Here is a 22,892-nt window from a genome sequence, read left to right as displayed (position 1 = left end):
AGAGGGTGAGGTAGATGAAGGCGGACGAACACGTCCAGCCTAACGGATGCGCCGCTGAACGTCAGCCCCTGGTTCTCTCGGCCGGCATGAAACGATGGTGCCATGACCTCAGCGAACCTGACCAGGGAAGAGACGGCTGCACGATCTGCGCACGTCACCGTCCACGAGATCCGCGTCGAGCTCGACCTCCGTCAGGCACGCGACCTGGCGCGGACGGGCTTCGGATCCACCACCACGCTGAGCTTCGACGCCACGACCCCGGACACCTGGATCGACTTCATCGGCGAAGACATCCAGCGGGTCACGGTCAACGGCGCGGACCAGCCGGTCGAGTACGACGGTGCTCGCGTCACGATCAGGGGCCTCGCGGCATCCAACACGGTGACGATCGAAGCCACAGGCAGCTACTCGCGATCCGGCGAGGGTCTGCACCGGTTCGTGGATCCCGTCGACGGCGAGACGTATCTCTACACGCAGTACGAGCCTGCCGACGCGCGACGCGTCATGGCCTGCTTCGAGCAGCCGGACATGAAGGCCGCATACACGTTCGTCGTCCACGCGCCGATCGGCTGGCACGTGCTGTCGAACCAGAGCGCCGTCAGCGTCTCCGAGCAGGGCGAGGTGCAGACCGTCGAGTTCGCGCCGACGCTGCCGCTGTCCAGCTACATAACCTCCGTCGCAGCCGGGCCGTATCACCGTGTCGACGCGGAATGGACGCGCGGCGACCAGGTCGTCGCCCTCGGAGTGCTGTGCCGGCCATCGCTCGCGGAGTTCCTCGAAGCGGACGAGATCATCGAGGTGACGAAGCAGGGCCTCGACTTCTTCACCGACGCGTTCGCGTTCCCGTACCCCTGGGGCAAGTACGACCAGATCTTCGTGCCCGAGTACAACCTCGGCGCGATGGAGAACCCAGGGCTCGTGACCTTCACCGAGGCGTACCTGTCACGCGGAGCCGCGACCGACGCGCAGCGCGGCGGCAGAGCCAACACGATCCTCCATGAGATGGCGCACATGTGGTTCGGCGACCTCGTCACGATGCGGTGGTGGGACGACCTCTGGCTCAAGGAGTCGTTCGCCGACTACATGGGCGCGCACGCCTCGGCCGCCGCGACGCGCTTCACCGACGCCTGGGTCCGCTTCGCAGCGAACCGCAAGTCGTGGGCGTATCAGCAGGATCAGCTGCCGACGACGCATCCGATCGTGGCTGACATCACCGACCTCGAAGCGGCCAAACTGAATTTCGACGGCATCACCTACGCCAAGGGCGCCGCCGTTCTCAAGCAGCTCGTCGCCTTCGTCGGCGAGGAGAACTTCTTCGAGGGCGCTCGTCGGTACTTCGCCGCTCACGCCTACGGCAACACGACGCTCGAGGACCTGCTGGTCGAGCTCGAAGCGGCATCGGGTCGCGATGTGCGCGCCTGGTCTCGGGCCTGGTTGGAGACCACCGGCATGTCGACGATCCGGCTCGAGGACGCCGGCGACGGGCAGGTCCTCGTGCAGAGCGACCCTCGGTCGCACCGGCTGCGTGTCGGCCGCTACCAGCTCTCAGAGGGGACCCTGACACGGCGGGAGACGATCGAAGTCGATCTGTCCGACGAGCGGGCAGCGATCGACGTCGGAGGCGCCGACCTCGTCCTCATCAACGACGACGACCTCACCTATGCCAAGGCACGTCTCGATGCGCGTTCCCTCGACGCCGTCGAACAGGCGCTGTCGACACTCGAACCATTGCCGCGCGCCCTCGTGTGGTCGTCGCTGTGGAACGCCACCCGCGACGGCGAGCTCTCGACCGCTCGCTACCTGGCGATCGTCGGCGCCCACGCGCCGGCAGAGGACAACATCGGCCTCCTCGCGGGCGTTCTCGCCAACGCTGCGCATGCCATCGGACATTACCTGCCGGATGCTGCGCGCCAGGATGCCGGGCGCGCCTGGCTGGAGACGACCTGGGCGTCGCTTCAGAACGCCGAGCAGGGGAGCGATGCCCAGCTGTCGTGGGCGCGCGCGTTCGCCGCCGCGGCGGCGATGGATGCCGGCAGAGCCGCAGACGTACGAGGCATCCTCGACGGCGACGCCCCTGCCGGTCTGCGCATCGATCCCGATCTCCGCTGGGAGCTGATGATCGCCCTGTGCACGACAGGTCACGCGAATGCCGACGACGTCTCCGCTGAGCTCGAGCGCGACGGCACGGCCAGCGGCCGTACCGCCGCCGTGCGCGCGCTGTGGTCGCAGCCGATCGCCGAGTCTCGTCTGGTCGCCTGGCACGCGGCCTGGGAGGACGAGTCGCTCAGCAACGATCATCTCAGCGCGACGATCGGCGGCGTGCGCGCCGGTGGCCGCCGTGATCTCATCGCATCACTGGATGAGGGCTACTTCGAGCGGATCGCCGGCGCGTGGCAGAACCGGAGCATCGAACTCGCCCGCAGGCTCGTGCTCGGACTGTTCCCGGCCTCCGAGGATCTCGTCCTCGTCGACGGCTGGCTCTCGGCCAATGAATCGGCCCCCGCGGCGCTCCGTCGCCTCGTGATCGAACAGCGGGACAACCTCGCCCGCGACCTGCGAGTGCGTGCCGCGCAGGGGCAGCTCGACGGCTGAGGTTCGACGGTCATCCCCATGACCGTGCGCACGATCCACGGGTGCGCATGGTCATCGGCGATGTGCGTCATCCCGAGGTGCTCTGCGACGCGTCGCGACGCGGTGTTGTCGGGGTGGATGATCGCGGTGAGAAGCGTCGGCGCGAACTCGTCCCTGACGAGCTCTAGGCAGGCAAGGGCGGCTTCGGTCGCCAGGCCCCGTCCCTGGAGGCCGCGGCGGACGTGGTACCCGATCTCGCGGACCGGGGTCTCGTTGTACGACTGCCACGTGATGCCGCAGTCGCCGACGAACTCGCCGCCGTGGGTCTCGACGAGCCACAGGCCATGACCGTCGATCGCGTAGCGCTCCTGCATGCGTTCGATCCACTCGACGCTCTCATCGCGCGTCTTCGGCGCCGGGTAGAACGTCATGACCTCCGGGTCTCCGAGGAGCGCGGCCATGTCGTCGAGATCGGCAGGAGTCATCTCGCGGAACCGCAACCGCGCGGTGGGAGCGGGGAGCAGCCTGTTCACAGGTCGAGTGCATCGCCGGGGTCGAGCTCGAAGAACTCGCCGCCGTTCTGCTCGGTCGCCCACTGCAGCCGCTGACGGTGCATGTTGCGGCCGATGACCGACAGGGTCATGTCGTGCACGGCGAAGGCCCGACGGGGCCGAACCGCCAGGACGAAGTCCATGGCTTCGCCGATCTTGAGCCACGGCGCCCCTGCCGGCGCTGCAAGAGTGTCGACATCGACTCCCTCAGGCACGGCGTACGAGTCGCCGGGGTAATACAGCTGGTCGTTCACCAGCACGCCGACGTTCTGCACGAGCGGGATCGAAGAGTGGATCAGAGCGTGCTCGCCGCCGAAGAAGCGCAGCGTGAAGCGTCCTGCGGTGACAGTGTCGCCGGGGGCGACGACAGTGATCTCGTAGTCGGTCGCAGCCGCAGCCACGCCTGCGGGAGCGAAGATCGGCGTGCCGGGGGCCGCCCGCAGGATGCGGTCGAGGTGCTCAGGCGTCCAGTGGTCCGGGTGCTCGTGCGTGAGCACCACGCCGATCACGCTGGACAGCTCATCGAGCGGTGTGGTGAACGAGCCGGGGTCGATGATCAGGCTTTCGCCGCTCTCATCGAGACGGAGGGCGGCATGTTCGTGCTTCGTTACGCGCATGCCAAGAGTCAACTCCGTTCCGGCGGCCGCGGCAAACATGGTTCGGGAGAGACGCGCCCGGGAATCGCGAGCCTCTCGCCTCGATTTTGCGGACTCGAAAACCTCATGGCATACTTGAACGGTTGTCGCGGGACGGAAACGCTCCGCAAGGCCTGGCCCCATCGTATAGCGGCCTAGTACGCCGCCCTCTCACGGCGGTAACGCGGGTTCGAATCCCGCTGGGGTCACAACACGGAAAACCCCCGGTTCTGCCGGGGGTTTTCGCGTATCCGGAGGCCGCGATCAGGTCGCTCGCAGCGTCAACTCGCGGAACTGCCGATTGCGCAGCGGGAAGACCATCATGCCCACCAGCGCGATGCCGAACACCACGAACGCGATCCAGGTCGCGGTCGCCGCAGCCAGCGCTCCGAAAGCTGCCATGGCCAGTGGCATGAACACGTCGTCGCCGAGCCGGGTGATCGCACTCATCCGGCCCAGGTACGCGGTGTCGATCGTCGCCGCGAACGTGGCGCTCAGCAGCACGGATGCGAAACCAGCAGTGAGGCCGATGACGAGACTGCCGACACCGGTCAGCCACAGCGGCCCGACTCCGATCAGGATGATCCCGACGCCCTGCACGACGAGCGCCGAGAATCCGCCGAGGGCTTCGTGACGCGGCCGCCACTTCGCGACCGTGATCGCACCGAGAGCCGCGCCGAGTCCGATCAGCGCCTCGAAGATGCCCACCGCCTGTGCTCCCCAGCCCTCGTCGTGCGCTCGCAGTGCGATCCCGATGCCCGTCGCCGGCCCGACCGCGAGATTGAGACCGGACAGTGCGATCACGAGGGTGCGTGTCGTCGGAGCATCCTTCAGGTGTGTGAACCCGCGCGCTATGCCGCGCAGCGCCGACTCCCGATCTGCCCTGGCCAGCGCGAACCTGGGCCGAAGCCAGATCGCGATGAAGGCGATGACGAGCGCGAAGGTTACGGCATTGATCGATGCGCTGCCGACGAGGCCGGCGTACGCGACGAGGAATCCGCCGAGCGCCGCGCCGCCCATTGTCCCGAGTCTGGTGGCCGTCTGCATCACCGCGCTGTATGACGGCAGATCCTCCACCCGGACGAGCTGCCGACCGATCGTCGCCGCCGACGGCTCGTAGAACGCGTCGCACGCGCCGAAGGCGATCGCGGCGAGCAGCAGCACCAGCACGGTCGGCGGATGCCCGAGCACCCACAGGGCGACGCCGACCAGCACCGCGACCCGCAGCACGTTGAACGCGATCATCACGTGGCGGGCATTGGCTCGATCGGCGAGGACGCCGCCGAAGAGCAGGATGACGGCGCGCGGCACGGTGCCTGCCGCGACGATGAGGCCGGCGATCGCCGGTGAGGTGATCTGCACCGCGGTCCACGCGAGCGCGATGCTCCAGATCGCATCGCCGGCGTCGGACAGCGCCTTCACGACGATCCACGCGTGGACCGTGAGGTCGCGGGAGAAGCGAGGAGGCTCGCGCAGCAGGGTCGGTTCTGTGGCGGTCATGGTTTGGTGGTCACGGTGCGGTCGGGAATCCGTGTGCGAAGACGAACACCGGGCGCCGTTCGACGCCATCCGTACTGTCGATGGAGCGACGCCACGTCTCGATCGTCGCGGACACGGCTGCCGACAGCGCCGCGAGTTCGTCGGAAGACGCCCAGGTCAGCGTGTCGGAGCTGAAGGCCGCTCGGCTCCACGCCGGGTCGGCGTTCCCGCTGCGATGCCAGGCCGACAGCCTTCCGATCTGCGTGTTGATGTTGGCGCGCTCAGCCCCGCGAGCGAGCATCGCGTCGGCGGGGGAGTCGGCGAAGTCGTCGACCGACCAGCTGAAGCTCGTCCTGGACGGCTGCCACCAGCTGGTGCGTTTGTCGCCCGTCGGATCGTCCGCGCGCTCGATGATGCCCGCGCGTTCCAGCATCCGCAGGTGATGGCTGATGCTGCCGACCTGCTGCTCGAGCGCGCGCGCCAGCGTCGTCACCTGACTCGCGCCGTACAGACCGAGGTAGTCGACGATGCGCCTGCGCATCGGGTGATGCACGGCCGTTATCGCCTCGATGGGTTCCATGGCACCCACGCTAAGCGCGGGAGACAGTTCTCACAAGACTTCTTGTATAGCCCGAGAAATCAGGGAATATCGGATGCTGCGACGGTGCGACGGCGCCTGCGGATGATCCACCACACGATCAGCGCGATCACTCCGGCGACGGCGAGCCACGGCAGCAGGAACCCGAGAGCGATGACCAGGGCGTTGAGCGAGACGATCAGTCCGTTCCACCCCGCCAGCAGTCCGTCCGCGAAGCCGGCAGGCTCGGCCGGTGCCACTGTCGTCGCCTCGGTCAGCTGCACCTGCAGCGACGACATCGCCACCTGATCCTCGAGGGCGACGAGCTGCTGGGTGTACGACTCGAGCTCCGCCTGACGGTCGGTGAGCGCCACCTCGGCATCGATGAGCTCGGAGACCGAGCCGGACTGCGACATCAGCTCCGTCAGGCGATCGACCGAAGCCTGAGTCGCCTTGACGCGAGCACGGAGATCGATGGCCGAAGACGTGACGTCCTGCTTCGCGGTGGACGACGACAGCACAGTGCCCGTGTCGGCCAGAGCGGCGATCACGTCGGTGAGATCGTCCGCAGGCACGCGGACGCTGACCCACCCGTACACGCCCTCGGGCGCCGGCATGCTCACATCGGTCGACGTGCTCCCGTCGGTCGACAAGCCGGATGCCGAGAGGTTCGTGGCTTCGACGTAGCCGCCGTGCTCGTCCGCGAGGCCCGCGATCTCGTCCGCGGCAGCCGCGATATCCCGCACCCGGACGGTCGCCCCGGCAGTGGAGATGATCTCCCGCCCGCTCTGGTCCGCCTCGGCCGCGGCATCCATGGATGCGCCCTCCGGTACTGCCATGCCGGCGCTGTCGCCCGCGGAAGTGTCGGCCGCTCCGCCGGCCGCGCCGTCCGAGACGAACGCGACATCGCCGGAGCTCCCTGCCGTGGTGTTCGTGACGTTCAACAGCGGAGGGGTGATCATGACGCCGACGACGAAGGCCGCGGCGATGCCGACCGCGGTCAGCCACCCACGACGACGTGTGCGACGCTTCGCGGGCACGGCGGCGGATGCCAGAGCCGGTGCGCGGTCGGCGGCGATATCGGCGAGCACCGCCTTCTCGATCCTGTCGATGCTCGCCTGTGGCAGCTCGGGCAGCTCTGCTGCGGCATCCGCTGGAATCTGATCGTTCATGCGTCTCTCACTTCATCGACGGCGCTCCGCAGTTGCGTGCGCACACGGGAGAGACGGTTCCGAACCACACCGGTCGACACGCCGAGCTCGTCCGCTGCCGCCTGATAGGCGTACCCCTCAGCCGCGCACAGCCGGAAGATCTCGCGGTCGAGCTCGCCGAGTGTGCCGATCTCGTCGGCGATGCGCTCGGCCAGCGCCGCTGTGATCACCTGCTCCTCGACGTTCACGGTGTCCGGGAGGCTCTCATCGGCCGCATCCGTCGTGTGCGCCTGATCGGTGCGACGCCTGCGCAGCCGATTGGCCGCCTGGAATCGGCAGATCGTGGCCAGCCACGGCAGCAGGGAGTCGCCGGCGATCTGGAGGCCGGGGAGCTTCCGCCACGCGGTGACGAAAGTCTCCTGCGTCACATCCTCCGCATCAGTGGAGGAGCGGAGGATGCCGTGGGCGATCCAGTAGACCGGACGCACGTGTGCGCGGTACAGCTCGCGGAAGGCGCTCTCGTCGCCTGCCGCAGCGCGCGACGTGAGGTTCTGGTCTTCGGACCGTTCCGACATCCGGTTCCTTTCGGTGTCTCTCACTGGAGAGTGTCGCGCGATGCCTCATCGTCTCAGAAGATCAGTCGCGCATGGAGGCTTCCTCGTGAGCGCCGTCGGCGGATGATGCGATCGGGGCGCCGCTTCGACGGCCGTTCGCCCGGGTCTTCAGCAGGCTGGCGGCGGTCGCGACGGCGATCGTCAGGCCGATGAACATCAGGGAGAACCAGATGGGGATCTCCGGAGCCCAGAGAATCGGCTCTCCGCCGTTGATGAACGGCACCTCGTTGACGTGCATCGCGTGCAGCACCAGCTTCACGCCGATGAAGGCGAGAATGACGGCGAGGCCCTGCGCGAGATACACCAGACGCTCGAGCAGGCCTCCGACGAGGAAGTAGAGCTGACGCAGGCCCATCAGGGCGAACGCGTTCGCGGTGAAGACGATGTACGCCTCCGAGGTGAGACCGTAGATCGCGGGGATCGAGTCGAATGCGAAGACGAGGTCGATGAACCCGATCGCGACGATGGTCAGCAGCATCGGCGTGACCCAGCGCTTGCCGTTCTTCTTCACCGTGAGCTTGTCGCCGTGGTACTCGTCGGTCACCGGCAGGACGCGCCTGACCGATCGGACGAACCAGCTGTCCGTCGGGTCGCTCTCCCCGTGACTGAAGGCCTGACGATAGGCCAGGGCCAGCAGCAGGGCGCCGAATAGATAGAACACCCACGCACCGCTCTCGATGAGCGCCGCGCCGAGGGCGATGAACACGCCGCGCATGATGAGCGCGATCACGATGCCGATCATCAGCACCTTCTGCTGATAGATCTTCGGTACAGCGAACCCGGTCATCACGATCAGGAAGACGAAGAGGTTGTCGATCGACAGCGCCTTCTCGGTGAGGTACCCGGCGAAGTACTCTCCGCCGTACGTCCACCCCGACACGACGCCGATGCCGACGCCGAAGAGCAGGGCGAGACTGATGTAGAAAACCGACCAGCGGGCGGATTCCGCGATGGTCGGCTCATGCGGCTTGCGGACGTGAGCGAAGAACTCGTAGACGAAGAAGGCGACCGTGATGAGGATCGTGACGCCCCAGACGAGCGGGGTGATGTTCAAGAGAAGCTCCAATACCTGGCGTGACGGAATCACTGCCAAGGTCTTCTCCATTCCCGATCGGGAACCGGTGACCCGGGATGCGACATGCATCCGTAATGACGAGCCGACCGTGTCGGAGTACTCCCCTTGCACCCGAAAGGTTACACGAACTCTCCAGGAGTCGGCTGCACGTGAGCCCGCCGCGATTCCTCGGCTAGCATCTACTGAGCGAGAGGGAGTATCCCGATTCTCTGCGTTCGTCATCACGAGCATCGACGGTGTTGCTCCGGGCGCGGGCCGCGTATCGTGCGGGGGAGAGACTTTCGAACCATTGCCGACCCTCTCGAAAGGTGCAGTACGCCCTTGAACATCCCCGTGTGGTTCGAGATCACAGCCCTCGTGGTCCTGAGCGTCATCCTCCTCGCTGACCTGCTCCTCATCCTGAAGCGTCCACACATTCCGTCGACCAAGGAGTCCGCGCTCTGGGTCGCGTTCTACGTGACGCTGGCGCTGATCTTCGCGGCCGTGCTGTTCTTCATCGGCGACTCGAAGACCTCGCTCGACTTCCTCACCGGCTGGGCGATGGAGTACAGCCTCTCGATCGACAACCTGTTCGTGTTCGTGCTGATCATGACCCAGTTCTCGGTGCCGCGGCGCTACCAGCAGGAAGCACTGATGGTTGGCATCATCATCGCCCTGGTGCTGCGCGCGATCTTCATCGTGATCGTGGGCGCCGCCGTCGAGCACCTCAGCCCGATCTTCTACGTGTTCGGCGCCTTCCTCGTTTACACCGCCATTCGACAGGCGATGCCTGAGAAGCATGAGGACGACGAGAAGACAGAGGGATTCATCATCCGTCTGCTGCGTCGCGGCATCGACATCAGCGACGAGTACGACGGCCCGAAGATCCGCACCGTCGTGAACGGCAAGAAGATGTGGACGCCGATGCTCATCGTGTTCGTGTCTCTCGGCGTCACCGACCTGATGTTCGCGGTCGACTCGATCCCGGCGATCTTCGGTGTGACACAGGATCCGTTCATCGTCTTCACCGCGAACCTGTTCGCGCTCATGGGTCTGCGCCAGCTCTACTTCCTGCTCGGCGGTCTGCTCGAGAAGCTGAAGTACCTGCACTACGGAGTCGCGTTCATCCTGGGCTTCATCGGCGTGAAGCTCGTGCTGCACGCGATGCACGAGAACGAGTTGCCGTTCATCAACGGGGGCCAGCCGATCGAGTGGGCTCCGGACATCAACAACTGGGTCTCGCTGGGTGTCATCTTCGCGTCGATGGCGGTAGCCACCGTCGCCAGCCTCATCGCTTCGTCACGCGAGAAGCGCGCGGCCGCACTGACCGAGTGACCGTGCCGACCACCCGCCTTCAGCATGTAAACTGACCGACATGCGGCGGGTGGTTCTTCTCCTTAGCGGCCGCGACGAGACCTCGATCTAGGCCTTCCTCGTCGCGGCGTCCAGCGTGGCCGAACCGCCGAATACTGGAGATACCGACATGACCGAAGCTTCATCGAATCGTCCGCGGACCCTCGCCGAGAAGGCCGCCAAGCGCACGCTGGCGGAAAAGGTCTGGGACGACCACCTCGTCGTAAAGGGCGAGAACGGCGAGCCCGACCTGATCTACATCGATCTGCACCTCGTCCACGAGGTCACCAGCCCGCAGGCGTTCGACGGGCTCCGCTCAGAGGGGCGTCCGCTCCGACGCCTCGACCTGACGATCGCGACCGAGGACCACAACACGCCGACCCTCGAGATCGACAAGCCCATCGCGGATCTCACCAGCCGCACGCAGATCGAGACGCTGCGTCGCAACGCCGAGGAGTTCGGTGTCAGGCTGCACTCGCTCGGCGACGCCGAGCAGGGCATCGTCCATGTCGTCGGCCCCCAGCTGGGGCTCACGATGCCCGGCATCACGGTGGTGTGCGGCGATTCGCACACCTCGACGCACGGTGCGTTCGGCGCCATGGCCTTCGGTATCGGCACCAGCGAGGTCGAGCACGTCATGGCGACGCAGACGCTGCCGCTGAAGCCGTTCAAGACCATGGCGATCAACGTCGAGGGCGAGCTGAAGCCCGGCGTCTCGGCGAAGGACATCATCCTCGCCGTCATCGCGAAGATCGGTACCGGTGGCGGTCAGGGATACGTGCTGGAGTTCCGCGGCAGCGCCATTCGCGCGCTGTCGATGGAAGGGCGCATGACGATCTGCAACATGTCGATCGAGGCCGGCGCGCGCGCTGGCATGGTCGCCCCCGACGAGACGACGTTCGCCTACGTGCAGGACAAGCCGCACGCGCCGCAGGGCCAGGATTGGGAGGACGCGGTCGCCTACTGGCGCACGCTCCCGACGGACGACGGCGCGACCTTCGATGCCGAGGTCGACATCGACGCGGACGAGCTCGAGCCGTTCGTCACGTGGGGTACCAACCCCGGACAGGGCAGCTCGCTGTCCTCGACGGTTCCGAACCCCGCCGAGATCGCCGACGCGAACGAGCGGGCAGCTGCAGAGCGTGCGCTGGAGTACATGGATCTCGTACCGGGCACCCCTCTGAAGGAGGTGCCGGTGGATGCCGTCTTCATGGGCTCGTGCACGAACAGCCGCATCGAGGACCTCAGGGCGTTCGCCTCCATCATCAAGGGACGCACGAAGGCAGAGGGCGTGCGCGTCATGGTCGTGCCCGGCTCCGCGCGGGTTCGGCTGGAGGCCGAGGCCGAGGGCATCGACCAGATCGTCAAGGACTTCGGAGCCGAGTGGCGCTTCGCCGGATGCTCGATGTGCCTGGGGATGAATCCGGATCAGCTGGCCCCTGGCGAGCGTTGCGCCTCCACATCGAACCGCAACTTCGAGGGACGACAGGGCAAGGGCGGCCGAACGCATCTCGTGTCGCCGCTGGTGGCCGCAGCCACCGCTGTGCGGGGGACGCTGTCGAGCCCGAGCGACCTCGAGACCGCACGCGAGCTGGTGGGAGCCTGAGCATGGAGAAGTTCACGACGCACACCGGTGTCGCCGCGCCCCTGAAGCGCTCGAACGTCGACACCGACCAGATCATCCCCGCCGTGTTCCTCAAGCGGGTCACCAAGACCGGCTTCGACGACGCGCTGTTCCACGCCTGGCGCCAGGACCCGGACTTCGTGCTCAACCAGGAGCCGTTCCAGGGGGCGTCCGTACTCGTCGCCGGCTCCGACTTCGGCACGGGATCCAGCCGTGAGCACGCCGTGTGGGCGCTGCGCGACTTCGGCTTCAAGGTCGTGCTGAGCCCTCGTTTCGCCGATATCTTCCGCGGAAACTCCGGCAAGCAGGGGCTGCTGGCGGCCACCATCTCCGAAGACGACCTCGAGCGCATCTGGGCCGCCATCGATGCGAATCCGGGCACGTCCATCACCGTCGATCTCGAGGCGCGCACCGCCGCGATCGCGGATTTCCAGGCCCCCATCGACGTCGACGATTACACTAGATGGCGGCTCCTCGAAGGGCTCGATGACATCGGGCTCACGCTGCGCAACGAAGACAAGATCGCTCAGTTCGAGGCCCGCCGCGAGTCGTGGCGGCCACGTACGCTCCCTGTTCGCTGACACCAGTCCGCCGACACCGAGCATCGTGAGCCTGGGGCATCCTCGCCCCGGCGGCTGCCGCCGCGACCGTGAAGACGAAGTGAGGCTCATCGAATGACCGCTACTGTGCGCGCTGACCTCCAGGATGGGGTGTCTGCTTTGACCGGAGATGTGCTGGCGATCCGCGGCGGACGACCGCTGCGTGGACGAGTTGACGTGAAGGGCGCGAAGAACCTCGCTACCAAGGCGATGGTCGCCGCGCTCCTCGGCGAAGAACCCAGCATCCTCCGCGACGTCCCCGATCTCAGCGACGTCGCCGTGGTCCGCTCACTCCTCGAGGTGCACGGTGTGCGCGTCACCGAGGGGGACGAGCCGGGCACTCTGCACCTCGACCCGAGCGACGTCGAGTCCGCCCACATGGAGGAGATCGACGCGCACGCCGGTGCATCCCGCATTCCGATCCTGTTCTGCGGACCGCTGCTCCACCGTCTCGGCCAGGCCTTCATCCCCGATCTCGGCGGCTGCCGCATCGGCGACCGCCCGATCGACTTCCACCTCGACGCCCTCCGCAAGTTCGGAGCCGTCGTCGAGAAGCTGCCCAGCGGCATCCGCCTCTCCACGAGAGACGGCCGCCTGCACGGTGCGAACATCCACCTGCCGTACCCGAGCGTCGGAGCCACGGAGCAGGTGCTCCTGACCGCCGTCCGCGCCGAGGGCACGACCGAGCTGCGCAACGCGGCCATCGAGCCCGAGATCATGGACCTGATCGCCGTGCTCCAGAAGATGGGCGCGATCATCTCGTACGAGCCGAACCGCGTCATCCTCATCGAGGGTGTCGAGAAGCTCCGCGGCTACGACCACCGGTCGATCTTCGACCGCAACGAGGCCGCGTCGTGGGCCTCCGCAGCCCTCGCCACAGACGGCGAGATCTTCGTCGGCGGGGCGAAGCAGCAGGAGATGCTGACGTTCCTCAACGTTTTCCGCAAGGCAGGCGGATGGTTCGATATCCGCGAGGACGGCATCCTGTTCCGTCGTGACGGCGACGTGCGCCCCGTCGTCGTCGAGACCGACGTGCACCCCGGGTTCATGACCGACTGGCAGCAGCCGCTCGTGGTCGCTCTGACCCAGGCGAAGGGCCGCTCCGTCGTCCACGAAACGGTGTACGAGAACCGGATGGGCTTCACCCAGGCTCTCGTGAAGATGGGCGCCGACATCGTCGTCCACCCGCACGGGCTGCAGGACGGGCCCCGTCGCGTGCCGCGTCGCGAGCTCGAGCAGGCAGCGGTCATCACAGGCCCGACGCCGCTGCACGGCGCCGACATCGTCGTGCCGGACCTGCGCGGTGGGTACAGCCACGTCATCGCGGCGCTCACGGCGACCGGCGAGTCGAAGGTGTCCGGTGTCGACATCCTCAGCCGCGGCTACGAGAAGTTCCTGGCCAAGCTCGACGCCCTCGGCGCCGACTTCGACGTCATCGGCTGACCCGCATGGCCCCCGCGTCGCCGGAGAAGTCTCGGCCGAGCCTGTTCTGGCTTCTCGCCGTCATCGTGGTGCCCTTCGTCTCCTATCTGTCGAAGATGCGCTTCACCGATCGTGAGAAGCTGCCGATGAGCGGCTCGTTCGTTCTCGCACCCAACCACTACTCGGAGTTCGATCCGCTGATCGTCGCCGCCGCCGTGTGGAAGCTGGGCCGCGCCCCGCGCTTCATGGCGAAGGAGAGCCTGTTCCGTGTCCCCGTGGTCGGCGCGGCTCTGCGCGGGACGGGCATGGTTCCCGTCGCGCGGTCGTCATCGCGCACGGCATCCGCTCAGACGATCGCACAGTCGCGCGAGATCGTCGAGAACGGGCGCGGCGTCATCGTCTACCCCGAGGGGACGCTCACCCGCGACCCTGAGCTGTGGCCCATGCGCGGCAAGTCCGGCGCCGTCCGTCTCGCGATGGCCGGCGGCATCCCGCTGATCCCGATGGCGCAGTGGGGCACGCAGAACATCATGGGGCGCTATCAGAAGGGCCTCAAGCTGTGGCCGCCGCGCAAGCCCGTGGACATCATCTTCGGCGACCCGGTCGACCTCAGCGATCTGAAGGATCGGCAGAACGAGCCGGCGGCGATCAACGAGGCCACCGACCGTCTCATGAACGCGATCACCGCCCTGCTCGAACAGGTAAGACACGAGAAGGCACCCGCCAAGCGCTGGAATCCTGCGGACCACGGGCAGAAGGAGACCGGTCGCCTTGACGTCTAGGAAGCCGACTCGTAAGAACGCCAGCGTCCACGGTCCCCGCGTGACGGTCATCGGCGCCGGGAGCTGGGGCACCACCTTCGGCAAGATCCTCGCCGATGGCGGGGCAGAGGTCACCATGTGGGCGCGCCGCCCAGAGCAGGCGCTCGAGATCGCCGAGGGCAAGCGCAACTCGAAGTACCTCCCCGGCATCAACCTGCCGCGGACGATGACCGCCACGCACGACCTGTCCACGGCGATCGACGGAGCGGATCAGGTCTACCTGTCAGTGCCGAGCCAGTCGCTGCGCGAGAACCTCAAGGCCGTGCGTCCGCTGCTCGAGAACTCCGAGATCCCCGTCGTCAGCCTCATGAAGGGCGTCGAACGCGCCAGCGGGCTGCGCATGAGCCAGGTCATCGAGCAGGAGCTCGCCTGCGACCCTGCACGGATCGCCGTGGCATCCGGTCCGAACCTCGCCCTCGAGATCGCCCGAGAGCAGCCCACGGCTGCCGTGATCGCGTCCCTCAGCCAAGAGACGGCCGAGACGATCGCACGCGCCGCGCGCAACTCGTACTTCCGCACCTTCGTGAACACCGACGTGATCGGCACGGAGTTCGGCGGCGTCCTGAAGAACCTCATCGCGGTCGCCATCGGCATCGTCGACGGCGTCGGATACGGCGAGAACACCAAGGCCTCGATCATCACGCGCGGCCTGGTCGAGATGACCGACTTCGCCGTCGCCAACGGCGCCAAGCCCGAGACGCTGCAGGGTCTCGCCGGCCTCGGCGACCTCATCGCGACCTGCCAGTCACCGCTCAGCCGGAACAACACCGCCGGGCGGCTCCTCGGACAGGGATACGGCTATCAGGACGTCGTCAAGCAGATGAACCAGACCGCTGAGGGCCTGGCATCCGTTGCGCCGATCCTGCAGCTGGCGCGCGAATCAGACGTGCACATGCCCATCGTGGAACAGGTGAAGATGGTGCTCGACGGCAGGATGAATCCCCGCGACATCGCACCCCACCTCACCACGGACGACGACACTCCCCAGGAGGAGAGAAGCAATCATGGACAAGCAGACGGTGGTGGTGCTCTTCGGCGGGCGTTCCAGCGAGCATTCCATCAGTTCCGCGACGGCGGGCGGAGTACTGGACGCGATTGATCGAGAGCGCTACGACGTGATCCCGGTCGGGATCACGCGCGACGGGGCGTTCGTCCTGGAGTCTGACGACCCGAAGAAGTTCGCGCTGGATGCCGCGCACCTGCCCGAGGTCGTCGACAACGGATCACGGGTGCTCTGGCCGGAGCCGGGCGGAACACGGACCCTGCGCGTCGTCGACGCGGATGGGACGATCCGCGATCATGGTGCGATCGACGTCGTGCTGCCGATCCTGCATGGAACGCACGGAGAGGACGGCACGATCCAGGGCTTCTTCGACACCCTGGAGGTGCCGTACGCCGGTGGTGGCGTGCTGGACTCCGCGCTGTGCATGGACAAGCACTTCATGAAGGTCGTGCTCGCGTCCGCCGGGATCGCAGTCGCTCCGTGGGAGACGGTTCGCCGTGCGGACTGGGCGAAAGATGCTGCGCAGTCGCGCACGCGGATCGAGAAGCTCGGCCTGCCCCTGTTCGTCAAGCCCGCCCGCGCCGGTTCCAGCGTCGGCGTCTCGAAGGTCTCCGATCTCGCCGAACTCGACGCGGCGCTCGAGATCGCCTTCGCCGAAGACGAGAAGGTACTCGTCGAGACCGGGGTGACCGGGCGTGAGATCGAGGTGGCCATCCTCGAGACAGCCGACGGTGTCAGGGCCTCGCTGCCGGGGGAGATCGTGCTCACCTCGCGCGGGTTCTACGACTTCGAGGGCAAGTATCTCGGCGGAGACGGGGTCGACGTCGTGTGCCCTGCCGAACTCAGCGATGCCCAGATCGCCGCGATCCAGGAAGTCGGCGTTCGATCGTTCGCGGCTGTCGACGGCCGCGGGCTCGCCCGCGTGGACATGTTCTTGACCGACGAGGGCGAGTTGATCGTCAACGAGCTGAACACGATGCCGGGGTTCACGCCGATCTCGATGTTCCCGAAGTGCTGGGTCGCGTCAGGACTCGGCTACGGCGACCTGATCAGCGAGCTGATCGAGGCGGGGCTGCGGCGCTGAGCCGGTCCTAGCTCGATGGCGTGCTGTCGAGCAGGTCCTGCACGTCCTGATCGAGCTCGTCCGGCTTCGTGCACTTGCCATCGGCGCGGATCGAGGTGATCGCCCCGACGAGCGCCCGACTGCTGATGACATCGTTGGAGCTCACGGCGCCGGTGTCGATGAACATCTGCACGGCGGGGTCGCGCCCGTATGTCGTCAGACGCAGGTACGGCGTCTCCGACGCATCCACGAGCCAATCGACCCCTTCGAGGGTCACGCACTGCAGATCGGCGGTGGGTCCCGGCACAGTGACCCCGCATCGCAGGATGATCGCCGAGTCGCCGGACGGCGCGCCCCACGCAGCTGTCGCCTGGGCGTCGGTCCAGCGGCGATCGAGGTCTGCGATGCTGTTCGCGTTCTTCAGCCCGACCGTGACATCCGCGCACTTCGGGTTGTTCGCGTCGGCCGCAGGCTCCAGGTGCACCGTGCTCGAGCAGCCGCCGAGAAGCGTCGCTCCCAGTAGCAGGACGGCGGCGACGGCAAGACGACGGGACATGATTCCAGGCTACCTTTGACTGCATGCCCTCCCGCTCAGCCGACGACGATCCGCGCCTCGGCGACGTCTCGGAAGGCACCGTCCTGCGTGCCATCCTCGCCCGTACAGCGCCCGCCTCTCACGCGATCCTCGGCCCTGGTGATGACGCCGCAGTGCTCGCGACACCGTCCGGCTCCGTGGTGGCGACCACCGACACCCTCGTGCACGGTCCCGACTTCCGTCTCGCCTGGTCGAGCGGGTACGACCTGGGGTGGAAGTCCGCTGCCGTGAACCTCGCGGACATCGCGGCGATGGGCGCTCGGCCGACCGGCCTGCTGGTCGCCCTCGCCGTTCCGCGTGACATGCGCCTGTCGTTCGTCGAGCAGCTCGCGGACGGCTTCCGCGCCGCGTGCGAGGCGCTGGCCCCCGGATGCTCCGTGATCGGCGGCGACCTGACCGTCTCGGATGTGCTGACGATCGCCGTGACCGCGCTCGGCGATCTGGAGGGCAGGAGTGCGGTCACGCGCGCAGGAGCACGCCCCGGAGACGTCGTCGCGGTGGCTGGCGAGCTCGGGCTCGCAGCCCGCGGCCTCGCGGTGCTGTTCGGCCGATTCCGCGATGGTGACACGCCGATCCCGGTGGATGCGGCCCGACTCGCGGATGGAGAGCGCGCAGCCGTCGATGCGCAGCTGCGCCCCGCACCGCCCATCGGTCTCGGCGGCGTCGCCGCGATGGCCGGCGCGACCGCGATGATGGACATCTCCGACGGGCTGGCGCTCGATGCGGGCCGGATGGCATCGGCATCCGCCGTCACGATCGATCTCTCGCGCGTGACGCTGGGCAGCGATCCGCAGCGCGCGCTGACAGGGGGCGAGGACCATGCGCTGCTCGCGACGTTCCCGCCCGACGTGCTGCCTCCCGGCTTCCGCGTCATCGGCGACGTGCGCGAGCGTGCCGAGGACGGCGTGCTGTGCGACGGGCAGCCGGTGGATGCTGCGGGATGGGACCCTTACCGCGACTGGGATGCCGCGACGGGCTGAGCCCACCACACGGCCGTGTCGCCGTAGGCCTTCTCGCGGAAGACCTCCAGGCCGGCTGCGGACACATCGGGTGGCGTCGAACGCCGTGCGCGCTCGATGACGACCACGGCATCCTCGGACAGCAGCGGACCGAGGGCCACGAGGTCAGCGGTCATCGCGACATCGTCGAGGTCGTACGGGGGGTCGGTGAAGACGAGGTCCCACTGTCCGCCGGCGCGCTTCAGGAACGGCAGGACGGCGCTCTCGTGCACACGGGCCGCAGCGCCGGACAGCGCCTTGGCGACCGCTGCCGCATTGCGCCTCACCACCGCAGCCGCGGGGCGGGACCGCTCGACCAGATCCGCACTCGCGGCGCCGCGGCTGAGCGCCTCGAGACCGAGGGCTCCTGAGCCGGCGTAGAGGTCGAGCACCCGGGCTCCGGAGACGGCGTCCGCGGATTCCAGCGCACCGAACAGCGACTCGCGCACGCGGTCACTGGTGGGCCGGGTCCCGCTGCCAGGCACTTCCAGGCGCAGTCCTCTCGCGTCGCCGGCGATGATCCTCGTCACCTCATCAGCGTAGTCCGTGGCGTTCTCTAGACTTCTGACATGGTCTTCTCGTTCGACACGCCGCTGGCGGAGGCCGTCGGCGGCACGGCTGCGAAGAAACTCGAGAGGGCATTCGAGATGCGCACCGTCGGCGACATGCTCGCGCATTATCCCCGTCGCTATGCCGACCCCGCCGAGCTCACGCCGATCCTCGATCTTCCCGTCGGCGAGACGGTCACGATCGTCGCCGAAGTGCTCTCATCGTCTGCGCGTCCGATGCGCAACCGCAACGGCGCGATGACCGATGTGATCATCGGCGACGGCCACGGTCGGGTGTCGCTGACCTTCTTCGCCAAGGGCATCAAACAGGCTGAGTGGCGCAGGGATCAGCTCCGCCCGGGGCGGCGCGGGGTGTTCTCCGGCAAAGTCGGCCTGTTCAACGAGGTCACGCAGTTCTCCCATCCTCAGTACGAGCTGTTCGACGACGACGAGGACCGCAGAACGCAAGTCGAGGAGCGCGCGCACCGGCCGATCCCGATCTATCCGGCGACGTCGGCGGTGGAGAGCGGGCAGTTCCGCGAGCTCGTCGAGAAGGTGCTGCCGGCGCTCGGCGACGTACCGGATCCGCTCACCGATTCGATGCGGGCCGCAGAGGGTCTTCTCGACGCGCGCACCGCACTCATTCAGGTGCATCGGCCCGAGACGAAGAGCGACGTCGCGCCCGCCGTTCGTACGATGCGGATGCACGAGGCGCTCGTGCTCCAGACGGCGCTGCTGCAGCAGCGCGCAGCCGTGCGCGCGCTGACGGCGACCCCACGGGCGGCGAAGCCCGGCGGACTCCTCGAACGGTTCGATGCGACGCTGCCGTACACGCGCACGCCCGATCAGCAGTCCGTCGGCGCCCGGGTCGCGGCCGACCTCACCGGCGAGTGGCCGATGAACAGACTCGTGCAGGGTGAGGTCGGCTCCGGCAAGACCCTCGTGGCACTCAGGGCGATGCTGCAGGTCGCCGAGTCAGGCGGACAATCGGCGCTGATCGCACCCACCGAGGTTCTTGCAGGGCAGCACCTGCGATCGATCACCAGGATGCTCGGACCCCAGCTCGCGCCCGAACTGATGCCGACTCTGCTCACCGGGCAGATGTCTGCTCCCGAGCGTCGGAAGGCCGCACTGCGGGTCGCGGCGGGCCAGGCCCTCATTGTCGTGGGCACGCACGCCCTGCTGGGGGAGAAGACGACGTTCGCCGAACTCGGACTGGTCGTGGTCGACGAGCAGCATCGGTTCGGCGTCGAGCAGCGCGAGGCGCTGCGTGCCAAGGGATCGAGCCCGCACGCACTCGTGCTAACGGCGACGCCGATCCCTCGAACCGTGGCGATGACGGTATTCGGCGACCTCGACACCTCGGTGATCCGCACGATGCCGGCAGGGCGCGCCGGCATCCAGTCGTTCGTCGCACCGCTCGCCGAGCATCCTGGTTGGTTCCAGCGCGTGTGGGACCGTGCGGCGGAAGAGGTCGCGCAGGGCCGTCAGGTGTTCGCCGTCTGCGCCGCCATCGACACCACGAAGACGAGCGGCGCCGCCGAGGAGGACCAAGCAGCCCTGCTGCCGACGGAAGAGGGGGCGACGGGTCCGCGCTGGGGCGTCGTGCAACTCGACGAGGCGCTGGCGACGCACCCGACTGTCGGCGGGCTGCGCCGCGCCGTTCTGCACGGCAAGATGCCTTCGGACGAGAAGGATGCCGTGATGCAGGCCTTCGCACGCGGTGAGATCGACGTTCTCATCGCCACGACGGTGATCGAGGTCGGCGTCGACGTGCCGAATGCGTCCACCATGATCGTGCTGGATGCCGATCGCTTCGGCGTCTCACAACTGCACCAGCTGCGCGGCCGCGTCGGTCGAGGCTCCGTCCCCGGACTGTGCCTGCTGGTGACCGAGGCGGAGGAAGGGACCCTTGCGCGCGAACGGGTCGAAGCCGTCGCGGCCACCCTCGACGGCTTCGCTCTGGCCGAGGTCGACCTCGAACTGCGCGGGGAGGGCGACGTGCTCGGGTCGACGCAGTCCGGCGTTCGGTCCTCGCTCCGCCTTCTGCGCGTCGTCAAGGATTCGAAGCTCATCGCCCGCGCCCGTGAGCTCGCCGAGGGGATCCTGGAAGCCGATCCGACGCTGGCCGACCACTCCGGCCTGCGAGAGGTCATCGCGCGCCGGGTGACGGAGAAAGACCGCGCAGCCCTCGCGAAGAACTAGATGAATGCGTGCAATAGGGTGAAAGGCATGAGCAGCCGGATCGCCGTCGTCCCTGGTTCTTTCGACCCGCCCACTCTCGGTCACCTCGACGTGATCCGTCGCGCTGCGAAGCTGTACGACGAGCTGCACGTGCTGGTCGTGCACAACCCCGGCAAGGAGGCGATGCTGCCGATCGCGCAGCGCCTGTCGCTGCTCGAGCAGTCCATCCAGGAGGACGGCATCGACGGCAACGTCGTCGTCGGGTCATGGAGCATGGGACTCCTGGTCGACTACGCCCGCGATGTGAACGCCGGCGTACTGGTCAAGGGCATCCGCTCGCAGATCGACGTCGCCTACGAGTCGCCGATGGCGATCGTCAACCGCCATCTCGCCGATATCGAGACCGTGTTCCTGCTGCCGGATCCCTCGCATGCGATGGTGTCGAGTTCGCTGGTCCGGCAGGTCGCCGGGCTCGGCGGCGACATCGCTCCGTTCGTCCCGCCTGCGGTCGCCGCTTTCCTCGACACGGGCGCCCGCAACCTCTGACACGCGTAGCATTGTCGTGTGAAGACTCGACTCAACGGACCCTTCGTGGTGCCCGTACGCGACATCGTCCATCACCCCGGCGAGATGCGCGAGCACCAGTTCTCCGTCGCCATCGCCGAGCAGTGGGGTGAGGGGATCGTCTCGTACCCCGCCGGCGCCGAGATCGATCTCGAGGTCCGTCTGGAGTCCGTGCACGAGGGCATTCTCGTCTCCGGAACAGCGGATGCCGAGTACACCGGTGTGTGTGGCAGATGCCTCACGGACATCTCTGAGCCTGTCGAAGTCGAGTTCCAGGAGCTTTTCGCGTATCCTGGACAGGAAGAAACTGACTTCGAGGTTCAAGACGACCACGTGGATCTTGAAACTCTGGTCAGGGAGGCGGCAGTACTGGCGCTTCCATTTCAGCCGGTGTGTCAGCCGGATTGCCCCGGGCTCGACCCGAATACGGGTGAGCGGCGGACAGATGACACCAGGGCAGAGGAAGACGCCCCCATCGATCCTCGATGGAGTGCGCTCCGACAGATCGCAGACCAGGGGAGCGCGGCAGATGGCCGCGATCCCGAGAACACAGAAGAGAGTTAGCCATGGCCGGTAACCCCCCGAAGCGCAAGGTTTCCCGTTCGAACACCCGCTCGCGTCGCGCGCAGTGGAAGGCCGAGCCCACCCCGCTCGTCAAGACCGTCGAGAACGGCAAGGTCGTCTACAGCCGCCCGCACCAGGCGAAGGTCGTCACCGACTCGCAGGGCACCGAGCTGTTCCTCGAGTACAAGGGCCGCAAGGTCGCCGACATCTGATCACGGTCTCACGATCGTGACAGACGTCCCCAGGGGGACGGCGCCTCTCGCAGCTGAGCTCAGGGTCGATATCGACCCTGAGCTGCTTGCGTTGGCGCTGACCCACCGCTCGTACGCCTATGAGCACGGCGGCATCCCGCACAACGAGCGACTCGAGTTCCTCGGCGACTCCGTGCTGGGTCAAGCCGTGACGGTGATGCTGTTCACGACGCACCCTGACCTCGACGAGGGCCAGCTCGCCAAGCGACGTGCCAGTGTCGTATCGACGGTCGCTCTCGCTGAGGTCGCCCGCAGCATCGGCCTAGGGGACCACCTCCTGCTCGGACGCGGCGAGGAGCAGACGGGTGGGCGCGACAAGGATTCGATCCTCGCCGACACGATGGAGGCGGTCTTCGGCGCCACGTATCTGTCGGCGGGCCCGGAGGCCGCAACCGAACTCGTGCTTCGGCTGACCGCGCCTCTGCTCGCCGACCCCGAGCGCTACGGTGCCGCCATGGATCCCAAGACGAGTCTGCAGGAGCTGGCCGCACGATTGGGCGCAGCCCCGCCCGCGTACACGGTGTCGGCATCCGGTCCCGACCACGATCGACGGTTCACCGCGACGGTCACAGCGGCAGGCGTCAGCATGCGCGGCGACGGCACCAGCAAGAAGACCGCTGAGATGGCGGGCGCACTGGCGGTCTGGCGCGCGCTCAGCGAGCGTGCCTGAA

The 22,892-nt window shown here is 67.3% G+C and carries 23 protein-coding genes, 1 tRNA gene and 1 pseudogene; 16 read left to right on the top strand and 9 right to left on the bottom strand.

What is annotated here, in order from left to right; genetic code table 11:
• Positions 1-102 precede the first annotated feature (102 nt).
• Both pepN and KHB019_RS02915 read left to right on the top strand, forming a co-directional pair.
• Positions 103-2,592 carry an aminopeptidase N gene (gene pepN / locus KHB019_RS02920; protein WP_337458044.1) on the top strand — a complete coding sequence of 830 codons (2,490 nt, stop codon included), beginning with the start codon at positions 103-105 and terminating at the stop codon, positions 2,590-2,592.
• Positions 2,593-2,633: 41 nt separating this feature from the next.
• Positions 2,634-2,759 carry a hypothetical protein gene (locus tag KHB019_RS02915; RefSeq protein WP_337458408.1) on the top strand — a complete coding sequence of 42 codons (126 nt, stop codon included), beginning with the start codon at positions 2,634-2,636 and terminating at the stop codon, positions 2,757-2,759.
• Here the strand turns inward: KHB019_RS02915 and KHB019_RS02910 are convergent.
• Together KHB019_RS02910 and KHB019_RS02905 are read right to left on the bottom strand one after the other, a co-directional pair.
• A pseudogene (locus tag KHB019_RS02910) lies at positions 2,718-3,032 on the bottom strand (GNAT family N-acetyltransferase); the annotation flags it as partial. The gene KHB019_RS02915 and the pseudogene KHB019_RS02910 sit on opposite strands and share 42 nt — an antisense overlap.
• Positions 3,033-3,100: 68 nt before the next feature.
• Positions 3,101-3,739, bottom strand: coding sequence for an MBL fold metallo-hydrolase (locus KHB019_RS02905; RefSeq protein WP_230103340.1), 639 nt, complete (start codon positions 3,737-3,739; stop codon positions 3,101-3,103).
• 154 nt (positions 3,740-3,893) lie between these two features.
• Here KHB019_RS02905 and KHB019_RS02900 point away from each other — a divergent pair.
• Positions 3,894-3,966: transfer RNA gene (locus KHB019_RS02900), tRNA-Glu, on the top strand.
• Between the two features lie 55 nt (positions 3,967-4,021).
• Here KHB019_RS02900 and KHB019_RS02895 read toward each other — a convergent pair.
• From KHB019_RS02895 to KHB019_RS02875, 5 genes are all read right to left on the bottom strand, one after another.
• Positions 4,022-5,257 carry an MFS transporter gene (locus KHB019_RS02895; protein WP_230103339.1) on the bottom strand — a complete coding sequence of 412 codons (1,236 nt, stop codon included), beginning with the start codon at positions 5,255-5,257 and terminating at the stop codon, positions 4,022-4,024.
• A gap of 10 nt (positions 5,258-5,267) precedes the next feature.
• Positions 5,268-5,816: a winged helix-turn-helix domain-containing protein gene (locus KHB019_RS02890; RefSeq protein ID WP_230103338.1), complete on the bottom strand. Its 549-nt coding sequence runs from the start codon at positions 5,814-5,816 to the stop codon at positions 5,268-5,270.
• Between the two features lie 59 nt (positions 5,817-5,875).
• Positions 5,876-6,985, bottom strand: a complete 1,110-nt coding sequence (locus KHB019_RS02885; RefSeq protein ID WP_337458043.1) for a DUF4349 domain-containing protein — start codon at positions 6,983-6,985, stop codon at positions 5,876-5,878.
• The gene (locus tag KHB019_RS02880) at positions 6,982-7,539 is read right to left on the bottom strand and encodes an RNA polymerase sigma factor (RefSeq protein WP_230103336.1); all 558 of its coding nucleotides are present in this window, start codon (positions 7,537-7,539) and stop codon (positions 6,982-6,984) included. Before KHB019_RS02880 ends, KHB019_RS02885 begins: the two co-directional genes overlap by 4 nt.
• Positions 7,540-7,600: 61 nt before the next feature.
• A complete protein-coding gene (locus tag KHB019_RS02875) occupies positions 7,601-8,632 on the bottom strand; it encodes a TerC family protein (RefSeq protein WP_325471469.1) in 1,032 nt (343 codons plus the stop codon).
• A gap of 342 nt (positions 8,633-8,974) precedes the next feature.
• On the opposite strand from KHB019_RS02875, the gene KHB019_RS02870 reads away from it, so the two are divergent.
• The 7 genes from KHB019_RS02870 (at position 8,975) to KHB019_RS02840 (ending at position 16,538) form a co-directional block, all read left to right on the top strand.
• Positions 8,975-9,967, top strand: coding sequence for a TerC/Alx family metal homeostasis membrane protein (locus KHB019_RS02870; RefSeq protein WP_230103334.1), 993 nt, complete (start codon positions 8,975-8,977; stop codon positions 9,965-9,967).
• Between the two features lie 148 nt (positions 9,968-10,115).
• A complete protein-coding gene (leuC, locus tag KHB019_RS02865; RefSeq protein WP_230103333.1) occupies positions 10,116-11,591 on the top strand; it encodes a 3-isopropylmalate dehydratase large subunit in 1,476 nt (491 codons plus the stop codon).
• A gap of 2 nt (positions 11,592-11,593) precedes the next feature.
• Positions 11,594-12,190 (top strand): 3-isopropylmalate dehydratase small subunit, encoded by a 597-nt coding sequence (gene leuD, locus KHB019_RS02860; RefSeq protein ID WP_230103332.1) that lies wholly within the window; start codon positions 11,594-11,596, stop codon positions 12,188-12,190.
• A gap of 93 nt (positions 12,191-12,283) precedes the next feature.
• Positions 12,284-13,651: a UDP-N-acetylglucosamine 1-carboxyvinyltransferase gene (gene murA / locus KHB019_RS02855; protein ID WP_230103331.1), complete on the top strand. Its 1,368-nt coding sequence runs from the start codon at positions 12,284-12,286 to the stop codon at positions 13,649-13,651.
• 5 nt (positions 13,652-13,656) lie between these two features.
• Positions 13,657-14,412, top strand: coding sequence for a lysophospholipid acyltransferase family protein (locus KHB019_RS02850; RefSeq protein ID WP_230103330.1), 756 nt, complete (start codon positions 13,657-13,659; stop codon positions 14,410-14,412).
• A 40-nt stretch (positions 14,413-14,452) separates the two neighbouring features.
• Positions 14,453-15,550 (top strand): NAD(P)H-dependent glycerol-3-phosphate dehydrogenase, encoded by a 1,098-nt coding sequence (locus KHB019_RS02845; RefSeq protein ID WP_414684025.1) that lies wholly within the window; start codon positions 14,453-14,455, stop codon positions 15,548-15,550.
• Entirely contained in the window at positions 15,456-16,538 is a 1,083-nt protein-coding gene (locus KHB019_RS02840) for a D-alanine--D-alanine ligase family protein (RefSeq protein ID WP_230103328.1), read from the top strand. The genes KHB019_RS02845 and KHB019_RS02840 overlap by 95 nt, the downstream gene beginning before the upstream one ends.
• Before the next feature lie 7 nt (positions 16,539-16,545).
• Here the strand turns inward: KHB019_RS02840 and KHB019_RS02835 are convergent, their stop codons facing one another.
• Positions 16,546-17,073, bottom strand: a complete 528-nt coding sequence (locus KHB019_RS02835) for a DUF3515 family protein (protein ID WP_230103327.1) — start codon at positions 17,071-17,073, stop codon at positions 16,546-16,548.
• A gap of 23 nt (positions 17,074-17,096) precedes the next feature.
• Between KHB019_RS02835 and thiL the strand changes: the two genes are divergently transcribed.
• The gene (thiL, locus tag KHB019_RS02830) at positions 17,097-18,092 is read left to right on the top strand and encodes a thiamine-phosphate kinase (protein WP_230103326.1); all 996 of its coding nucleotides are present in this window, start codon (positions 17,097-17,099) and stop codon (positions 18,090-18,092) included.
• Here thiL and rsmD read toward each other — a convergent pair.
• Positions 18,062-18,640: a 16S rRNA (guanine(966)-N(2))-methyltransferase RsmD gene (gene rsmD / locus KHB019_RS02825; RefSeq protein ID WP_230103325.1), complete on the bottom strand. Its 579-nt coding sequence runs from the start codon at positions 18,638-18,640 to the stop codon at positions 18,062-18,064. The genes thiL and rsmD overlap by 31 nt on opposite strands.
• Positions 18,641-18,679: 39 nt before the next feature.
• Here rsmD and KHB019_RS02820 point away from each other — a divergent pair, with 39 nt between their 5' ends.
• From KHB019_RS02820 to rnc, 5 genes are all read left to right on the top strand, one after another.
• On the top strand, positions 18,680-20,863 hold the full coding sequence (locus KHB019_RS02820; protein ID WP_337458042.1) for an ATP-dependent DNA helicase RecG: 2,184 nt from the start codon (positions 18,680-18,682) through the stop codon (positions 20,861-20,863).
• Positions 20,864-20,890: 27 nt separating this feature from the next.
• A complete protein-coding gene (gene coaD / locus KHB019_RS02815) occupies positions 20,891-21,388 on the top strand; it encodes a pantetheine-phosphate adenylyltransferase (protein WP_325471474.1) in 498 nt (165 codons plus the stop codon).
• A gap of 84 nt (positions 21,389-21,472) precedes the next feature.
• Positions 21,473-21,970 (top strand): YceD family protein, encoded by a 498-nt coding sequence (locus KHB019_RS02810; RefSeq protein ID WP_325471549.1) that lies wholly within the window; start codon positions 21,473-21,475, stop codon positions 21,968-21,970.
• Between the two features lie 2 nt (positions 21,971-21,972).
• Positions 21,973-22,182 (top strand): 50S ribosomal protein L32, encoded by a 210-nt coding sequence (gene rpmF, locus KHB019_RS02805; protein ID WP_196323994.1) that lies wholly within the window; start codon positions 21,973-21,975, stop codon positions 22,180-22,182.
• Positions 22,183-22,198: 16 nt separating this feature from the next.
• Positions 22,199-22,891, top strand: a complete 693-nt coding sequence (gene rnc / locus KHB019_RS02800) for a ribonuclease III (protein WP_230103322.1) — start codon at positions 22,199-22,201, stop codon at positions 22,889-22,891.
• The last annotated feature ends 1 nt before the right edge of the window (position 22,892 follow it).

It is taken from the genome of Microbacterium sp. KHB019 (assembly GCF_037285405.1).
Taxonomy (GTDB): domain Bacteria; phylum Actinomycetota; class Actinomycetes; order Actinomycetales; family Microbacteriaceae; genus Microbacterium.
This window is presented reverse-complemented; position numbering and strand designations above follow the sequence as displayed.

What these genes read in the sequence shown, in the direction of transcription:
- pepN (WP_337458044.1), top strand. Translation starts at nt 103, where the DNA reads ATGACCTCAGCGAACCTGACCAGGGAAGAGACGGCTGCACGATCTGCG.
- KHB019_RS02905 (WP_230103340.1), bottom strand. Translation starts at nt 3,739, where the DNA reads ATGCGCGTAACGAAGCACGAACATGCCGCCCTCCGTCTCGATGAGAGC.
- KHB019_RS02895 (WP_230103339.1), bottom strand. Translation starts at nt 5,257, where the DNA reads ATGACCGCCACAGAACCGACCCTGCTGCGCGAGCCTCCTCGCTTCTCC.
- KHB019_RS02890 (WP_230103338.1), bottom strand. Translation starts at nt 5,816, where the DNA reads ATGGAACCCATCGAGGCGATAACGGCCGTGCATCACCCGATGCGCAGG.
- KHB019_RS02885 (WP_337458043.1), bottom strand. Translation starts at nt 6,985, where the DNA reads ATGAACGATCAGATTCCAGCGGATGCCGCAGCAGAGCTGCCCGAGCTG.
- KHB019_RS02880 (WP_230103336.1), bottom strand. Translation starts at nt 7,539, where the DNA reads ATGTCGGAACGGTCCGAAGACCAGAACCTCACGTCGCGCGCTGCGGCA.
- leuC (WP_230103333.1), top strand. Translation starts at nt 10,116, where the DNA reads ATGACCGAAGCTTCATCGAATCGTCCGCGGACCCTCGCCGAGAAGGCC.
- leuD (WP_230103332.1), top strand. Translation starts at nt 11,594, where the DNA reads ATGGAGAAGTTCACGACGCACACCGGTGTCGCCGCGCCCCTGAAGCGC.
- murA (WP_230103331.1), top strand. Translation starts at nt 12,284, where the DNA reads ATGACCGCTACTGTGCGCGCTGACCTCCAGGATGGGGTGTCTGCTTTG.
- KHB019_RS02850 (WP_230103330.1), top strand. Translation starts at nt 13,657, where the DNA reads ATGGCCCCCGCGTCGCCGGAGAAGTCTCGGCCGAGCCTGTTCTGGCTT.
- KHB019_RS02840 (WP_230103328.1), top strand. Translation starts at nt 15,456, where the DNA reads ATGGACAAGCAGACGGTGGTGGTGCTCTTCGGCGGGCGTTCCAGCGAG.
- KHB019_RS02835 (WP_230103327.1), bottom strand. Translation starts at nt 17,073, where the DNA reads ATGTCCCGTCGTCTTGCCGTCGCCGCCGTCCTGCTACTGGGAGCGACG.
- thiL (WP_230103326.1), top strand. Translation starts at nt 17,097, where the DNA reads ATGCCCTCCCGCTCAGCCGACGACGATCCGCGCCTCGGCGACGTCTCG.
- KHB019_RS02820 (WP_337458042.1), top strand. Translation starts at nt 18,680, where the DNA reads ATGGTCTTCTCGTTCGACACGCCGCTGGCGGAGGCCGTCGGCGGCACG.
- coaD (WP_325471474.1), top strand. Translation starts at nt 20,891, where the DNA reads ATGAGCAGCCGGATCGCCGTCGTCCCTGGTTCTTTCGACCCGCCCACT.
- KHB019_RS02810 (WP_325471549.1), top strand. Translation starts at nt 21,473, where the DNA reads ATGCGCGAGCACCAGTTCTCCGTCGCCATCGCCGAGCAGTGGGGTGAG.
- rpmF (WP_196323994.1), top strand. Translation starts at nt 21,973, where the DNA reads ATGGCCGGTAACCCCCCGAAGCGCAAGGTTTCCCGTTCGAACACCCGC.